The organism is Roseibium sp. RKSG952 (assembly GCF_009711355.1).
The window spans coordinates 1-15,336 of sequence record NZ_SMMF01000903.1 but is presented as its reverse complement, the minus strand read 5'-3'; the positions used below and the strand labels follow the sequence as shown (position 1 = coordinate 15,336).

The following is a 15,336-nucleotide window of genomic DNA, read 5'->3' as shown; positions in this document are numbered from 1 at the left end:
ATTATGCTTCGCGACGATCTAGGATCGCGGTTCGCGTGTCAAATGGACCTTTGTCGGGCGCCGGTCAAGTGTGGAAAGCCGCGCAATTTGTTCAGTAAAGCAAGGACACCTTCTGGCCCCTGTGGCGTTCCAGCCTTCCTGCAAGTTCAAGTTCCAGCAGTATGACGTGCACGATTCGCGCCGGTTCTCCGGAGAACCGGATCAGTTCGTCGAGCTCCACGGGTGCTGGGCCAAGCGCTGACACGATTGCCTCGCGGGCCGTGTCGGTCGGTTCGGACGGTCCCGGGACCGGATCTGTTTCCGGCGCATCGAAACTGCGGTCAAAGGGAAGTTCCGGCTCGATCCGTCCGGCAAGGCTTTCAAGCACATCATCAGCAGACCGCACCAGTGTCGCGCCTTGGCGGATCAGGCTGTTGGCGCCTTCCGAGCGTGGATCAAGCGGAGAGCCGGGGATCGCGAAGATGTCGCGATTCTGCTCAAGGGCGAAGCGCGCCGTGTGCAGCGAGCCCGAGCCTTTCGCAGCCTCGATGATCACCACGCCGAGGGCCATTCCGGAAATCAGCCGGTTGCGGCGGGGAAAGTCCCGGCCACGCGGTTTCCAGCCGAGCGGCATTTCACTGATCGCATTACCGTCCATCTTGACAATGTCCGCCAGCAAACGGTCATGTTCTGGCGGATAAAGCACGTCGATACCGCCTGCAAAGGCTGCGACGGTGCCGCCGGCAAGGGCTGCCTCGTGGGCTGCGGCATCAATACCGCGCGCCAGACCCGAGACAACCGCAAAGCCTGCCTGCCCGAGATCCCGGGATATCTGTGCGGACAGCTTGCGTCCGGACAGCGACGCATTGCGCGCGCCGACAATAGCGACCGTTTTGGGGTGTCTCAGCACTTCCCCGCCCAGAACCGACAACAGTGGCGGCGGGCCGTCGGCATGCCTGAGATGTGGCGGGTAGTCCCGTTCGCCAAGCGCGACCAGCCGCGCGCCGATCCGCTCATGCGCTTCGAGTTCGGCTTCCGCCTCCGGGAGCGGGCAGATCTTGATGCGCTGCTTGCCGCCTCTGGCGGACAGGTCCGGCAGGGCCTCAAGGGCTGTTCCTGCCGAGCCGAAATGGTTTATGAGATCGCGAAACGTCTGGGGGCCGACATTTTCCGAACGTATCAGCCGGAGCCAGTCGAGACGCTGGGCCGTGGACAGGCCCGGGGAAATATTCGGGGCAGGCGCCCCCTTCACCCGGCCTCACCATTTATCGGCGCGGATTTCGATTTCGACCCGATCTTCGATTCCTTACCCGCCAGCAAGCGTGCGATATTCTCGTGATGCTTGACCCACAACAATATGCTCAGCAGCGTAAACAGCTCGGCCATCTGCACTTGACGAAAGCCGGCATAGAGAATGATCGGCGTGAGCAGGCTGGCGGTCAGGGCCGACAGCGATGAATACCGGAAGAGGTAGGCCATGCCGAGCCAGATAGCGGCAAAGATCAGGCCCACGGGCCAAAACACCCCGAGCAGGATACCGATATAGGTGGCAACACCCTTGCCGCCCTTGAACCGCAGCCAGACCGGGAAGAGGTGGCCCAAGAAGGCGCCGAAACCGGCAATCAGGCCCATGTCCAGGCCATAGAGCCCGGAGACGATCAGGACGGCGAAGGTCCCCTTCAGCGCATCGCAGATGAGCGTGGCGGCTGCCAGCTTCTTGCTGCCCGTGCGCAGCACATTGGTGGTGCCGATGTTGCCCGATCCGATTTTCCGGATGTCGCCATGGCCGCCAAGCTTTGTGAAAATCAGCCCGAAGGGAACAGAGCCCAGCAGATAACCGAAGACAAGCGCTGCCAGGTAGTACGGCCAGGCAAATTCCCAACTGATCGGATCAGGCACGTGCGGTTTCCTCTGTGGATTTTTGTCAAGAGTAAGTGTAGACGGTCTTGCCCGCAACCACCGTCCGCAGGACCCGGCCGGAAAAGCGGGCGTCCTCGAACGGCGAGTTCTTTGACCGTGAGCGGATCGCCTGTTTTTCCAGCACCCACGGGCGGTCGGGGTCGAACACGATCACATCGGCAGGCGCGCCTTGCGCAAGGGTGCCCGCATCAATACCCAGACGCGCCGCCGGGCGGCAGGTCATGGCAGCCAGAAGCGGCAGCAGCTCGATCTGTTCCGCGTGGTAGAGCCGGAGGGCTGCCGCAAGCAGGGTTTCAAGACCGATGGCCCCGTCTTCGGCTTCCGCCCAGGGGTGGCGCTTGGTTTCGACATCCTGCGGATCGTGGTTGGAGACGATGATGTCAATGGTGCCGTCCGCAAGGGCTGCAATCATCGCCTGGCGGTCGTCCTCGTCGCGCAGGGGCGGCGACATCTTGAAGAAGGTCCGGTAGGGGCCGATGTCGTTTTCATTGGTGGTCAGGTGATTGATCGAGACCCCTGCCGTGATATCCAGCCCGCGTTTCTTGCCCGTGCGGATGACATCGGCGCTGTCGGAAGTCGAAATCAGGTTGGCGTGGTATTTGCCGTTTGCCATCGCCACCAGCCGCAAGTCTCGCTCCAGCATGATGATTTCGGCTTCGCGCGGAACTCCGGACAATCCCTTCCAGCTGGCGTTCAGGCCCGCATTCATCACGCCGCCCGCCAGATCCGGGTCTTCGGTATGGTGGATCACCAGCGCATCGAAATCGCGGGCATAGGTCAGCATGCGGCGCATGACCTGAGCGTTGCGCACGGACCGGTGGCCGTTGGTGAAGGCGACCGCGCCGGCTTCCTTCAGGAGGCCGATTTCGGTCATTTCCGCGCCTGCAAGGCCTTTTGTCAGGGCAGCCAGCGGGTGGACATGCACGGTCGCCGTGTCGCGTGCCCGGCGCAGGATGAAGTCGACCAGCGCCGGATCGTCAATGACCGGGTCGGTCTCGGGCATGGTGCAAATCGTGGTGATGCCACCGGCAGCGGCCGCTTCCGACGCACTTGCCAGGGTTTCGCGGTGCTCGGCACCGGGCTCACCGACCGAAACACACATGTCGACAAGGCCGGGGGCGGCGGCCGCGCCCCCGCAATCGACAATATCGGCGCCGTAAGGCGCACCCTGATTGGCGGCCTCCGGGCCTGCGGCGAGGATCGTGCCGTCCACGATGATCACCGATCCCGGTGCATCGAGATTGCGCGCCGGATCAATCACCCGCGCATTGGAGAGGACGAGGGGTTTGGGTGTATCAACAGCCACGGTCGGGTCCTCTAGTTGTTCGGCAGATGGGCGGCAAGCGCCTCGAGAACGGCCATGCGGACGGCCACGCCCATTTCGACTTGTTCCCGTATCAGGCTTTGCGTGCCGTCGGCGATGGCAGCGTCGATTTCGACGCCCCGGTTCATCGGCCCGGGATGCATCACAAGCGCATCCTCCTTGGCATGGGACAGTTTTTCGGCGTCGAGGCCATAGTAGCGGTAGTATTCGCGGACCGAAGGAATGAAAGCGCCGTTCATGCGTTCGCGCTGCAGGCGCAGCATCATCACGATGTCCGCGTCCTTGAGGCCTTCATGCATGTCGCGGAAGACTTCGACGCCCATCTTGCCGATCCCGCCCGGCAACAGGGTCGAGGGGGCGACGACGCGCACCCTTGCGCCGAGCGCATTGAGCAGAATGATGTTGGAGCGGGCCACCCGCGAATGGGCGATATCGCCGCAAATGGCAACCGTCAGCCGCGCGATCTTGCCCTTGTGGCGGCGGATTGTCAGAGCATCCAGAAGCGCCTGGGTCGGATGTTCATGTGGACCGTCCCCGGCATTGACCACCGAGCAGCCGACCTTCCGGGCCAGCAGATGCACGGCTCCGGCCGCATGGTGGCGCACGACCAGAAGATCCGGATGCATCGCATTCAGTGTCGCAGCGGTGTCGATCAGCGTCTCGCCCTTTTTGACCGAGGACGAGGACACCGACATGTTCATCACGTCTGCTCCAAGACGCTTTCCGGCCAGTTCGAACGAGGACTGGGTCCGGGTCGAGGCCTCGAAGAACAGGTTGATCTGGGTTCTCCCACGCAAGACCGACTTCTTCTTTTCGATCTGGCGGCTGACCTCAACGGCCTCTTCCGCCCGGTCCAGAAGGCCGAGAATGTCATGGGGTTGAAGCCCTTCAATGCCCAGCAAATGTCGATGGGGGAAAGGGCTGATCGTGGGGGGGGCTGTCTCGCTCATCGAGACCATGGCTATAGGCGGAAACGCGGCGATTCACAAGCCGCTAAAACCGCTCTATCCAATGTTCCCGTGCACTCTTACCTTTGCGTCAATTATCATGTTAGCCTGCGGGCGGGAGATTTGCCAAAACCGCAAACGGGGGCGTCATGAGCATGCAGAGTGTTTCCAAGGCTGCAGACGAGGAAGTCACGGCCTTTACCACCCATGACGTTGTCAATCAGGCGCCTACCTATGCGGGCTACAATCTCGCCGGGACCGATCCGGTTCTGATGGCGGCTGCGGGCGATCTGGACGAGGCAGCCCGTGCCAGTCTTGTGGCGCATGGCGCCAAATGCGGATCGGAAGCCGTTCTGGAACTCGGGCGGCTCGCAAACCGGCACAAGCCGATCCTGAAAACCCATGACATTCACGGACGGCGTTTTGATCAGGTCGAGTTTCATCCGGCCTATCACGACCTGATGGCGGATGCGTTTTCCGAAGGCCTTCACTCGGCCTTGCTGGACGCAGGGCTTGAGACCCAGATGAGCCGGGCGGCGAAGTTTTTTCTCACGTCACAGGCAGAGACCGGACACACTTGCCCGATCACCATGACCAATGCGGCGGCAGCCGTTTTGGCAAAATACCCGGACGTGACGGCCGACTTCCTGCCGAAGATGCAGACGCGGACCTATGATGCCCGGTTTCTGCCAGCCGCAGACAAGAACGGCATAACGGTCGGCATGGGCATGACCGAAAAGCAGGGCGGAACGGATCTGCGCGCCATCTCATCAACGGCAGAGGCGGGTAACCAAGGCTTCTACGCCATCACCGGCCACAAATGGTTCTTCTCGGCCCCCATGTGCGACGCCTTTCTGGTTCTGGCAAAAACGCAGGCCGGGCCGAGCTGTTTTCTGGTCCCGCGCGTACTGCCGGACGGCCGGGTCAACGGCTTGCGGTTCCAGCGGCTCAAGGACAAGCTCGGCAATCATGCCAATGCATCTTCCGAAGTGGAGTTTCACCGGGCCGAGGGGCTGTTGCTCGGGGACGAGGGGCGGGGGATTGCGACCATCATTGACATGGTGACGCCGACCCGCATCGATTGCGCGTTGGGCTCTGCCGGTCAGATGCGGGCAGCCCTTGCCCGTGCCGTGCATCACTGCCGCCATCGCCGCGCTTTCGGCGCGACTCTGATCGACCAGCCTCTGATGGTGTCGGTTCTCGCGGACATGGCGCTGGATGTTGCAGCTGCGACGGCCTTGTCCATGCGTCTGGCCCGTGCGTCTGCCCTTGCCTGGACCACAAGCAAGGAAGCTGCCTACGCCCGGCTCATGACACCCGCCATCAAGTACTGGATCTGCAAGACAGGTCCGGCCCTGACCTATGAGGCGATGGAGTGTCTTGGCGGCAATGGCTATGTCGAGGATTTCGACATGGCGCGGATCTACCGGGATGCGCCGGTCAATCCGATCTGGGAAGGCTCGGGCAATGTCATGGCCCTCGATGTTTTGCGGGCGCTGGCCCGTGAGCCTGAAAGCCTTGATCTGGTGCTCAACGATCTGGCTGCAGTCGGCATGGAACCGGTGTCGGATGCCTGTTTGCGGATCCGGGATCTGGCGCAAAAGGCGGCTCACGATCAGGGCACCGCACGGACGCTGACCGAATTGCTGGCCCTGTCCGCTGCGGCCGTGGCGCTGGCCAAAGTGGCGCCCGATCCCGAAATTGCAGAGGCCTTTGCGGCAAGCCGCCTTTCTGGCGGCTGGCGGGCGACCTACGGCCAATTGCCTGGCGGCTTTGACGGTCGGGCCGCTATCGAGGCTTTGTGCCCTGCTTCGTAAGGTGATCCCGGATCGATCTTGTCATTGCGGACAACCCTTGATAACCAATCCCTCATGGCGGACCGAAGCTTACTGTTGTCTTGTTGCACTTCGCGTTTGAATTCGCGACCTGACCGCTGTTCTTTCTAAACCGCCGCGAACAGATAGATCGCAAGCGGGATCGTCACCGTTGCAGCGAGGGTTTGCAGGGTCAGGATTTCGGCCATGAGTTTGGCATCGCCGCCCATCAACTTTGCCATCAGATAGGAATTGCTCGCCGAGGGAACCGACAGGGCGATGATGATGGCTGTCAGCGCTGCGCCGGTGACACCAAAAAGAAGTGCGAAACCGGCGCCGATCACCGGCATCAGGGTCAGCCGGATGAAGGTGCCGCTGGTGAGTGCCGGGCCGGGACGGCGCAGGGCTGCCAGATCAAGACCCGCTCCCACGCACAGGATCCCGACCGGCAGGGCAGCACTTGCCAGGATGAAAAGGGCGTCGTCGACAAAGCCCGGAAATTCGATCCCCAGCATGTTGGCGAAAAGACCCGCAAGGATAGACAGGATGAACGGGTTGGTGGCGAGGTCTTTCAGAATCCGCTGGAGTGTTGGCGGTTCGGCATTGGCATAACGGGACAGCACCAGCACGCTCAAGATGTTCAAGACCGGGATCATCACCACCATGGCCAGTGCGATCAGGGCAACCCCCTCGTCGCCAATCAGACTGTCGGCGATGGCAAGTGCGACGAAAGCGTTCCAGCGCAGGGACCCTTGAAAGATCGAGGTGAAACGCGGGCCGTTGATGCTCCAGACCCGCTCGAAGATGGGCCTCAGCCCGAGAACAAGCGCAGAAAGCGTGACAATTGAGGCCAGCAGGGTCGCGCCGATCGGCAGGGCGGGCAGGGCGGAAAAGTCGATATACGCGATCTTTTCAAACAGAACCGCCGGAAACAGAAGGTAGTAGGCGAGCCGTTCGATGCCCCGCCACTGGTCGCCGCTGATCAGGCCACTTCGTGCAACCACATGGCCAGCTGCAATCACAAGGATCACCGGCAGGATGGCGTTCAGCGTTGTCAGCATGGGCAGAGCTTTTTGGGCAGGCCGGCAGTGTTAGTCCGGGTCAGACGGGAGGGGACCGGACAGGCTCATATGGCCGAGCCGGTCGAGGAAGCCCTGTAAAATATACGCAGCCGCCATCTTGTCCACCACCTCTGCGCGCCGGGCACGGCTGGAATCGGCTTCCAGAAGGGTGCGGGTCACCGCCGTGGTCGACAGACGCTCGTCCCAGAACGTGATCGGCAAGTCGGTCTTTGTGGCCAGATTGCGGGCAAAGGCCCGCGTTGCCTGAGCCCTGGGGCCTTCCGAACCGTCCATGTTCAGTGGCAAGCCCAGCACAATGCCGCCGACTTCCTGCTTGGCGCAGATTTTAAGCAACTGCTCGGCATCCAGGGTGAACTTCTTGCGCCGGATGGTTTCCATCGGGCTGGCAATGCCGCGTCCGAGATCGGACAGGGCAAGGCCAATGGTTTTGGTGCCCAGATCGAGACCGATCAGGCGGGTGTTGCGCGGCAGGACCTGAACGAAGTCCTCAAGCGGAAGGGTGGGATCTGAAGCCATGGCGGCGCTGTAACAGGAAGTCGTGCGCATGGCCAGTCTTTGCAGGTCAGGCAAAAACGTCGTGGCCAGACTTGAAGCTCTGTGCAATGGTCGTCTCGCTATTGCATGCATTGGTTTTGAGGAGGCTGTTTTCATGAAGCTCACCTGGTATGGCCATTCCGCATTCAAGGTCGAGATCAAGGATGCTTCGATCCTGATCGACCCGTTCCTGACCGGCAATCCGTCTTTTCCTTCTGATCTCACAGTGGATCAGGTGGCAGATGGCGTGACGCATCTGCTCTTGACCCACGGTCACGACGACCACCTTGGCGACAGCGTCGACATTTTGAAGAAAACCGGCGCGCAGCTGACCGCGAATTTCGAGATCTGCATGTGGGCGGGTGGCAAGGGCATCGAAAACATCAACCCGATGGCGACCGGCGGGACGGTCGATGTCGGCCCCTTCAAGGTGAGCCTGACCCAGGCGCAGCATGCGTCCTCGACCCAGACCGAAGGCGGCATTGCTGTCTATCTCGGCAGCCCGAACGGGGTCATTGTCAGTGCGCCGGATGAGCCGGTCTTGTACCACATGGGCGATACCGACATTTTCTCCGACATGGGCCTGATCAACGAACTTCATGCGCCCAAGGTGGGTCTCGTTCCAATCGGAGACCGGTTCACGATGGGAGGACGCTCCGCGGCGCTTGCCTGCAACCGCTACTTCCTGTTCGACACGATCCTGCCCTGTCACTTCGGCTCGTTCCCGATCATTGACCAGACTGCCGATACCTTTATCGGTGCATTGGGAGACGCTGCCTCGAAGGTGAAGCTGCCGAAGCCTGGCGACAGCATCGAGATCTAGTTCGTTCGGGACGTCGTGACGGACGGAGCAGTCTCATTGTGCCTGTCCTGATTGTCCCGAAAAACCCTCCAGCCGCGCCGGGAGACGCGGTCATATTCCAGGAGCATTACCGACACGTCCAAGCCGAACGGATGTTTGAGCGAAAAATCGGGAGTATAGCATGCCGACTGTAAGAGATGCGACCTATGACTTGCTGCGCCAACTCGGATTGACGACGATCGTGGGCAATCCCGGATCCACCGAGGAGACGTTTCTTCAGGACTTTCCGGACGATTTTCAATATGTCCTCGCGCTTCAGGAAGCCAGTGTTGCCGGCATCGCGGACGGGCTCTCCCAGGGGCTGCGCAAACCGGTCATTGTCAACATCCATACCGGTGCGGGGCTTGGCAACGCCATGGGCTGCATCCTGACGGCCTATCAGAACAAGACGCCCCTGATCGTGACCGCAGGCCAGCAGACCCGGAACATGTTGTTGCTGGAGCCGCTTCTGACCAACATCAAGTCGGAGATGATGCCGCTGCCCTGGGTCAAGTGGAGCTACGAACCGTCGCGGCCCGAAGATGTCCCGGCGGCGTTCATGCGGGCCTATGCGATGGCGGTGCAGCAGCCGTGCGGGCCCGTGTTCCTGTCGCTGCCACTGGATGACTGGGACAAGGAGGTAGACGCTCCGGCCGAAGTCCGAACGGTTTCCCATCGCATTGCCGCCGACCCGGCGCGCCTCGATGCTTTCGCCAAGCGGATCAATGATGCGAAGAACCCTGTGCTGGTCTACGGATCGGACATTGCCCGCTCCGAGGCCTGGGAGGCGGGCATCCGCTTTGCCGAGACCCTGTCCGCGCCGGTGCTGACAGCGCCTTTTGCAGAACGCACACCGTTTCCCGAAAGCCATCCGCTTCATGCCGGAACGCTCCCGGCCGCGATCGGGCCGGTTTGCAAACGGCTGGAGGGGCACGATCTCGTCATCGTCGTCGGGGCGCCGGTCTTCCGCTATTATCCTTATGTGGCCGGAGATTATCTGCCGAAAGGCTCAAGCCTCCTGCAGGTCACCGACGATCCCGACATGGCCGGAAAGGCGCCGGTGGGCGACAGTCTGATTTCGGACAGCAAACTGTTTCTGGAGGCGATTGTCCCGAAACTGAACCAGCGGACGGCATCGGAGACGGTTGCCGCAAAAGAGACGCCGCCTGCTGCGGATCTCGACACCACGCCGCCGACCCCGGACACCATTTACGCCATCATGCGCGAGGTGATGGGCGAGGCTTATGTGCTGGTCGAGGAATCGCCCTCAAATGTGATCGAGCTGGAACGCCAGATCCCGATCAATACGCCGGACACTTTCTACACCTTTGCGTCCGGCGGGCTTGGCTGGGACATGCCCGCGGCGGTCGGACTGGCGCTGGCCGAACGTAATAGCGGCCGGAACCGGCCGGTCGTGGCCGCAATCGGGGATGGCTCTTTCCAGTACTCTGTTCAAAGCCTTTACACAGCCGTGCAGCAGAAACTGCATGTGGTTTTCGTGGTCATGTGCAACGCGGAATATGCGATCCTGAAGGAGTTTGCCGAACTGGAAGAAACGCCGAATGTGCCCGGCCTTGATCTGCCCGGACTTGATATCGTGTCCCTGGCAAAGGGCTATGGCGCCAGGACCCACAGGGCTGAAACGGCAAGGGATTTCGAAGCCGCCTTTGACAGTGCGTTCAAGGAGGGCGGGACGACCGTGATCGCGGTGGAGATATCACCCAAGTTGAGATCGTTGCTGGGGTGAACTGATCCCGGATAAACGTCTTTGAAGGGGGCGCCGGTAAGGCCGCGGATGCCTGCGGCTTTGCAGTATGGCCGCGGTGCGGCAAACAGGGTCCGCAATCGGGCGGGGCAATCCGGCTGCCTTGACGCTAGGAGCGGTAAGTCAGGATCGCCTTTGCAACGGCCTCTCCGAGTTTTTCGGGCTGTTCGAAGGGGATCGCGTGGCCTGCCCGTTCGATTACGGTCAGTGACATCCGGTTTTGAGTGCGTGCCAGAGCCAGATTTGCATCCTTTTGCGACAGAACCGCAGAGAACTGGCCCCTGATCAGGGCGATTTTGCGATTGGAAATCCTGGGCAGCAGATCAATCAGATCGTTGCACGTGGTGTCGCTCAGAACCTGTTCGATACCCTGCGCGAGGTTGATGCTGTTCGGGACGCCGTTCGGCCGGACGCTTTGAGTTGCAGCCGACATGGAGGGCAGCACCGTTTTCAGCGCCTCCGGGTCGGCAAGCGCCATGCGGGCCTCGACCGCCTGGATCAGATCCGCCAAGCTTGCCCCGCCATTGGCCAGCACCTTGATATGTGCGCGAATGTTGTCATCGACATTTGCAGTATCGCGCATGCTCGGGTCGACCAGAATGCACAGGGAGGGGGTGATTTTGCCGCGCTCCATGAGGTTTGCGGACACGCTACCGCCCAGCGAGTGGCCAACGAGAATAGGATAATTGATCCGCATCTTGATGAGCGCGCTTTCGACTGCTTCGATCATCCGCTGGGTGGTGTAAATGCCGTCGTCAAACCCTTCGGACCCGCCATGGCCGGGGAAGTCGAATGCAATGGCAGGCAGCGGGAGCTTGTCTGCAACACTCCGCACGACCGGATCCCAGACATCCGCTCCGTCCGCAGTCCCGTGAAGAAATACCAGAGCCGATTTTTTGCTGGCGATCTGGATCAGGTCGGTATCCGGAGCGCTGCTCCACCAGATCGTTCTGAGTTTGACCGTCGAGTCTATCGGCTTTTCATAACGCTGAAGATCCTTGTTTGCCTGAGTTGCGTGCTGGTTCGTCATGGGTTTGCAGCTTTCAAGAAAAATGTGCGCCTGGAGGATGAGTGAATTCGGTCGTCGGCAATTACCTTACCCTTAATCCCGTCAGACGTGGGAATGCAAAAAAGCCCGCGCAAGGGCGGGCTTTCGAAGACCGGACAAGATCCGTGAAGTTAGCGGATGATCGGTTCTTTCAGGTCTTCCGGCTTGACGTCCTTGATGATTTCCCAATTGAGCGTCGCGTTTGTGATGTGTTCGTCCTGATCGCGTTCAAACCGCTCCTGAACGGGGAGGGAATTGTTCAGGTAGAGCTTGCCGTCCACGATTTTCCAGGCTTCCGGTATGACCGGGACCTTGAAACCTTTCGCTGCGCCAAACGCACAGAACCCGCCGAATTGCGGGGCATATTTGGCCGGATCGGCGACAAACAGATCGCGGTTTTCCGCGCTCGCGAATTTCCAGGTGACGTCGTCATGTTCTGCCGTGAATGCGTCGCTGCCCGGAACCGGCTTGCCATCCGTGAAATAGGCGACCGGGTCGGTTCCGCCGATGGCGGCCCCGTTCTGGACAAAGGTCGTGATTTCATCGGCAAGGGCCGGGGTGGACAGAGTTGCAAAGGACAAACCCAGGGCACCGAGGCCAGCGAAAAAAACGGATTTCATCAGTCTATATCTCCCGCGAACATAGGCGGACCCATCATCCGCCTCCGACGTGAGATTTGCGTTGCCGGGAGGGGATTTGCCAATCAAGCCTCATCACAGACTTGGCACATCCGGTTGAGTGGCGTCAGCTTGCACTTGTGGGCAGGCCGAGCAGAAGAAACACGGCGGTTTCGAGATCACCGCCGGGTAGTGGGCCGGTTGAATTCAGAGCCTCATCCGACCGCTGCCACAGCAACCCGATCAGCAGGTTTGCACGCAGGTCCGCATGTGCCTCGAACGGACTGGCAATGAGGATCTGGCGGATGGAAAACCGCATCGTGTTTTCGAATTCTCTGCGTAGGGCGCCGTAACACTCGACGTGCCGGACCCGGCCAAGCGCGCGCCCTGCATCTGTTTGCCGCAAGAAGGCGTCGGCGGCTTCCGCAAGCATGAAAAAATCCCGCGCCGTGTTTGCGCGCTCCGGCACGGGAAAGGGAAATTGCGTCAGACCGGTGCCGATCAAATCGGAGACGAGGGCGGTCTTGTCCGGCCAGCGCCGGTAAAGCGCCTGCTTGCTGGTTCCGGCAGCTTTTGCAAGGTCGTCCAGACGGAACGCGTCCGCCCCCTTGCCGGCGAGCAACCGGAGTCCGATGGTCCGCAAGCGTTCGGTCAGGTGTTCGGACAGGGTGCGGCCACGGGGTGGCTTGGCGGCGGGTTCAAAAGCGGTCCTCATCAGGACCGTATAGGCGTGAAAACCGGTTTGATCCAGCCGTTTTGACTTGCTGCGGCCGTGAAAACCGGGAATAGAGCAGAGCTGAAATCAACCCAACGAGGACACAACATGTCTGTTGATACCGATACGGTGAAGCGCGTCGCGCGGCTGGCGCGGATCAAGGTGAGCGAAGACGAGGCCACCAAGATGACCGGCGAACTCAATGCGATCCTTGGATTTGTCGAACAGCTGGATGAAGTCGATATCGCCGGTGTCGAGCCGCTGACCTCGGTCGTCGAGCAGACCATGAAAAAGCGCGCGGACGGCGTCACCGACGGCAACAAGGCCGCCGATATCACGGCGAATGCTCCGGCCTCCGAAGATCATTTCTTCATGGTGCCGAAAGTCGTCGAGTAAGCGGGAGTCCACCGGGATGTCCGTTGCCGGAACCGTCGAAATCGCAATTGAAACGCCGTTGACGCGCGACATGCATGCCATGATCGGCGAACTGAACGCGATCCTGCGTTCCCTGACGCCGGAAGAGGCCAATTACAGCATGACAGCCGCGGAGATGGCGGGGCCTGAAACCACGCTCTTCGTTGCCCGTGTCGGCGGGAAGGTCGCCGCCTGCGGTGCGCTCCACCGCCATGGAGGGGGGGTCGGCGAGCTGAAGCGGTTTTATGCCCGGCCTGCCTATCAGGGCCAGGGGCTGGCGCGCCGGATCCTTGAAGAGGTCACTGCGCTGGCACTGCGCGAAGGCTTGAGCAAACTGGTTCTGGAAACCGGCTACAATTACGAGGGCGCGAAACGGCTATATGAAGCGGCCGGTTTCACGTCTTGCGGGCCGGTTCTCGATTATCCCGAAAATTCCTATTCCATCTTTTATCGCAAGCCTCTTGCACCTGCCGGTGCCGGGCCTGTCCGACCGGAATCAAGATCATGACTGACCTTACGAAACTGACCATTGCCGAGGCCCGCGAGGGGCTGAAGAACAAGGAATACAGCTCGCTGGAGCTGACCGAGGCTTTTCTTGCCAACATCGAGGCCGCAAACGGCGCGCTGAATGCCTATGTGGCAGTGACCGCCGACAAGGCCCGCGACATGGCAAAGGCGTCCGACGGGAAACTCGCAAAAGGCGAGGGCGGGGCGCTGGAAGGCATTCCGCTTGGCGTCAAGGACCTGTTTGCGACCGAGGGTGTCCACACCCAGGCCTGCAGCCACATCCTCGACGGGTTCAAGCCGGCCTATGAATCGACCGTCACCGCCAATCTCTGGACGGACGGAGCCGTGATGCTCGGCAAGCTGAACATGGACGAGTTCGCCATGGGCTCTTCCAACGAGACCTCCTACTACGGGGACGTCATCAACCCGTGGCGCAAGACCGGTTCCAATCAGGATCTCGTTCCGGGCGGTTCGTCCGGCGGCTCGGCCTCAGCGGTTGCGGCCAATCTCTGCATGGGCGCGACGGCGACCGATACGGGCGGATCGATCCGCCAGCCTGCCGCCTTCACCGGCACGGTCGGGATCAAGCCGACCTATGGCCGCTGCTCGCGCTGGGGCACGATTGCCTTTGCCTCTTCGCTCGATCAGGCCGGTCCGATTGCTCGTACCGTGCGCGACAGCGCGATCATGCTGAAGTCCATGGCCTCCGTCGATCCGAAGGACACCACCTCGGTCGATATCGAGGTGCCGGATTACGAGGCTGCAATCGGCAAGTCGGTCAAGGGGCTCAAGATCGGCATCCCGGCGGAATACCGGCTGGACGGCATGCCGGGTGAGATCGACGAGTTGTGGCAAAAAGGGATTGCGTGGCTGAAGGATGCAGGCGCGGAGATCGTCGACATTGCCATGCCGCATACCAAATATGCGCTTCCGGCCTATTACATCGTGGCCCCGGCCGAAGCCTCGTCCAACCTCGCCCGCTATGACGGGGTGCGCTACGGCCTGCGCGTGCCGGGCAAGGACATCGTCGAGATGTATGAAAACACCCGCGCCGAAGGCTTCGGCGACGAGGTCAAGCGCCGCATCCTGATCGGCACCTATGTGCTGTCGGCGGGCTATTACGACGCCTATTACCTGAAGGCGCAGAAGGTCCGCACCCTGATCAAGCGCGACTTTGATCTCGCCTGGGAAAACGGCGTCGACGCCATCCTGACACCGGCAACCCCGTCGGCCGCCTTTGCTGTCAACGATCAGGAGTTGCATTCGGATCCGGTGAAAATGTATCTGAACGACATTTTCACGGTCACGGTGAACATGGCCGGTCTTCCGGGTATTTCCGTTCCCGCAGGTCTCGACAAGCAGGGTCTGCCGCTCGGGCTGCAGCTGATCGGCAAGCCGTTCGACGAAAGCACCCTGTTCCAGCTTGGCTCCGTGATCGAGCAGGCCGCCGGGCATTTTTCACCGGAGAAATGGTGGGGCTGAGCCGTCCCTGACAAGCAGTCCCTGCATCACCCCGCAGCCGTTCCGGCTGCGGGTTTTTTCATTGCTGATACGATGCTGTTGAGACGGATCGCTTCATTTGATATCGGTGAACAGGTTGTGTGCGTGCCCAATGAAGCACGAACGTCACTGTCGTCATTCCCGATAAAACCGTTTTTGTCCTTGATGACAGTCCGGTGGCATGATCTGCGTGCTGCAAGAAGGAAAGGGTGCCAGTTTTGCGGACTCGACCGCCTCGTGATTCCATGATCGAAGAGGCCCCTGCATATTATTGGTCTGTGCCGCTGAACGCGCCAATACTGCCCAATATCATCTGTTTGGGATGGAGA

Annotated in this window: 15 protein-coding genes; 6 read left to right on the top strand and 9 right to left on the bottom strand. The window is 60.9% G+C overall.

Features of this window, described 5'->3' with window-relative positions; genetic code table 11:
• Positions 1–91: 91 nt before the first annotated feature.
• From dprA to E1297_RS17010, 4 genes are read right to left on the bottom strand one after another with little or no spacing between them, the layout of a single operon-like run.
• The gene (dprA, locus tag E1297_RS17025; protein ID WP_368669593.1) at positions 92–1,231 is read right to left on the bottom strand and encodes a DNA-processing protein DprA; all 1,140 of its coding nucleotides are present in this window, start codon (positions 1,229–1,231) and stop codon (positions 92–94) included.
• Positions 1,228–1,878, bottom strand: a complete 651-nt coding sequence (gene plsY, locus E1297_RS17020) for a glycerol-3-phosphate 1-O-acyltransferase PlsY (protein ID WP_368669592.1) — start codon at positions 1,876–1,878, stop codon at positions 1,228–1,230. Before plsY ends, dprA begins: the two co-directional genes overlap by 4 nt.
• 25 nt (positions 1,879–1,903) lie before the next feature.
• Positions 1,904–3,205 (bottom strand): dihydroorotase, encoded by a 1,302-nt coding sequence (locus E1297_RS17015; RefSeq protein ID WP_368669591.1) that lies wholly within the window; start codon positions 3,203–3,205, stop codon positions 1,904–1,906.
• An 11-nt stretch (positions 3,206–3,216) separates the two neighbouring features.
• The gene (locus tag E1297_RS17010; protein ID WP_155140334.1) at positions 3,217–4,173 is read right to left on the bottom strand and encodes an aspartate carbamoyltransferase catalytic subunit; all 957 of its coding nucleotides are present in this window, start codon (positions 4,171–4,173) and stop codon (positions 3,217–3,219) included.
• A gap of 146 nt (positions 4,174–4,319) precedes the next feature.
• On the opposite strand from E1297_RS17010, the gene E1297_RS17005 reads away from it, so the two are divergent.
• Complete coding sequence (locus E1297_RS17005; protein ID WP_368669590.1) at positions 4,320–5,987, top strand: acyl-CoA dehydrogenase family protein; 1,668 nt, start codon at positions 4,320–4,322, stop codon at positions 5,985–5,987.
• A gap of 125 nt (positions 5,988–6,112) precedes the next feature.
• Here the strand turns inward: E1297_RS17005 and E1297_RS17000 are convergent, their stop codons facing one another.
• The gene (locus E1297_RS17000) at positions 6,113–7,045 is read right to left on the bottom strand and encodes an AEC family transporter (protein WP_155140332.1); all 933 of its coding nucleotides are present in this window, start codon (positions 7,043–7,045) and stop codon (positions 6,113–6,115) included.
• A 30-nt stretch (positions 7,046–7,075) separates the two neighbouring features.
• A complete protein-coding gene (ruvX, locus tag E1297_RS16995) occupies positions 7,076–7,582 on the bottom strand; it encodes a Holliday junction resolvase RuvX (RefSeq protein WP_155140381.1) in 507 nt (168 codons plus the stop codon).
• Between the two features lie 133 nt (positions 7,583–7,715).
• Between ruvX and E1297_RS16990 the strand changes: the two genes are divergently transcribed.
• Together E1297_RS16990 and mdlC are read left to right on the top strand one after the other, a co-directional pair.
• Positions 7,716–8,423 carry a metal-dependent hydrolase gene (locus E1297_RS16990; RefSeq protein WP_155140330.1) on the top strand — a complete coding sequence of 236 codons (708 nt, stop codon included), beginning with the start codon at positions 7,716–7,718 and terminating at the stop codon, positions 8,421–8,423.
• Between the two features lie 160 nt (positions 8,424–8,583).
• Complete coding sequence (mdlC, locus tag E1297_RS16985; RefSeq protein ID WP_155140328.1) at positions 8,584–10,188, top strand: benzoylformate decarboxylase; 1,605 nt, start codon at positions 8,584–8,586, stop codon at positions 10,186–10,188.
• A 127-nt stretch (positions 10,189–10,315) separates the two neighbouring features.
• Here the strand turns inward: mdlC and E1297_RS16980 are convergent, their stop codons facing one another.
• The 3 genes from E1297_RS16980 to E1297_RS16970 form a co-directional block, all read right to left on the bottom strand.
• Complete coding sequence (locus E1297_RS16980; protein ID WP_155140326.1) at positions 10,316–11,236, bottom strand: alpha/beta fold hydrolase; 921 nt, start codon at positions 11,234–11,236, stop codon at positions 10,316–10,318.
• A 149-nt stretch (positions 11,237–11,385) separates the two neighbouring features.
• Positions 11,386–11,874 (bottom strand): YHS domain-containing (seleno)protein, encoded by a 489-nt coding sequence (locus E1297_RS16975; protein ID WP_155140324.1) that lies wholly within the window; start codon positions 11,872–11,874, stop codon positions 11,386–11,388.
• Positions 11,875–11,998: 124 nt separating this feature from the next.
• Positions 11,999–12,586: a TetR/AcrR family transcriptional regulator gene (locus E1297_RS16970; RefSeq protein ID WP_155140322.1), complete on the bottom strand. Its 588-nt coding sequence runs from the start codon at positions 12,584–12,586 to the stop codon at positions 11,999–12,001.
• Positions 12,587–12,694: 108 nt separating this feature from the next.
• On the opposite strand from E1297_RS16970, the gene gatC reads away from it, so the two are divergent.
• Genes gatC through gatA form a run of 3 tightly spaced genes read left to right on the top strand, consistent with a single transcriptional unit; the run spans position 12,695 to position 14,989 of the window.
• Positions 12,695–12,982: an Asp-tRNA(Asn)/Glu-tRNA(Gln) amidotransferase subunit GatC gene (gene gatC, locus E1297_RS16965; RefSeq protein ID WP_155140320.1), complete on the top strand. Its 288-nt coding sequence runs from the start codon at positions 12,695–12,697 to the stop codon at positions 12,980–12,982.
• A gap of 16 nt (positions 12,983–12,998) precedes the next feature.
• A complete protein-coding gene (locus tag E1297_RS16960) occupies positions 12,999–13,508 on the top strand; it encodes a GNAT family N-acetyltransferase (protein WP_155140318.1) in 510 nt (169 codons plus the stop codon).
• Positions 13,505–14,989 carry an Asp-tRNA(Asn)/Glu-tRNA(Gln) amidotransferase subunit GatA gene (gatA, locus tag E1297_RS16955; protein ID WP_155140316.1) on the top strand — a complete coding sequence of 495 codons (1,485 nt, stop codon included), beginning with the start codon at positions 13,505–13,507 and terminating at the stop codon, positions 14,987–14,989. Before E1297_RS16960 ends, gatA begins: the two co-directional genes overlap by 4 nt.
• The last annotated feature ends 347 nt before the right edge of the window (positions 14,990–15,336 follow it).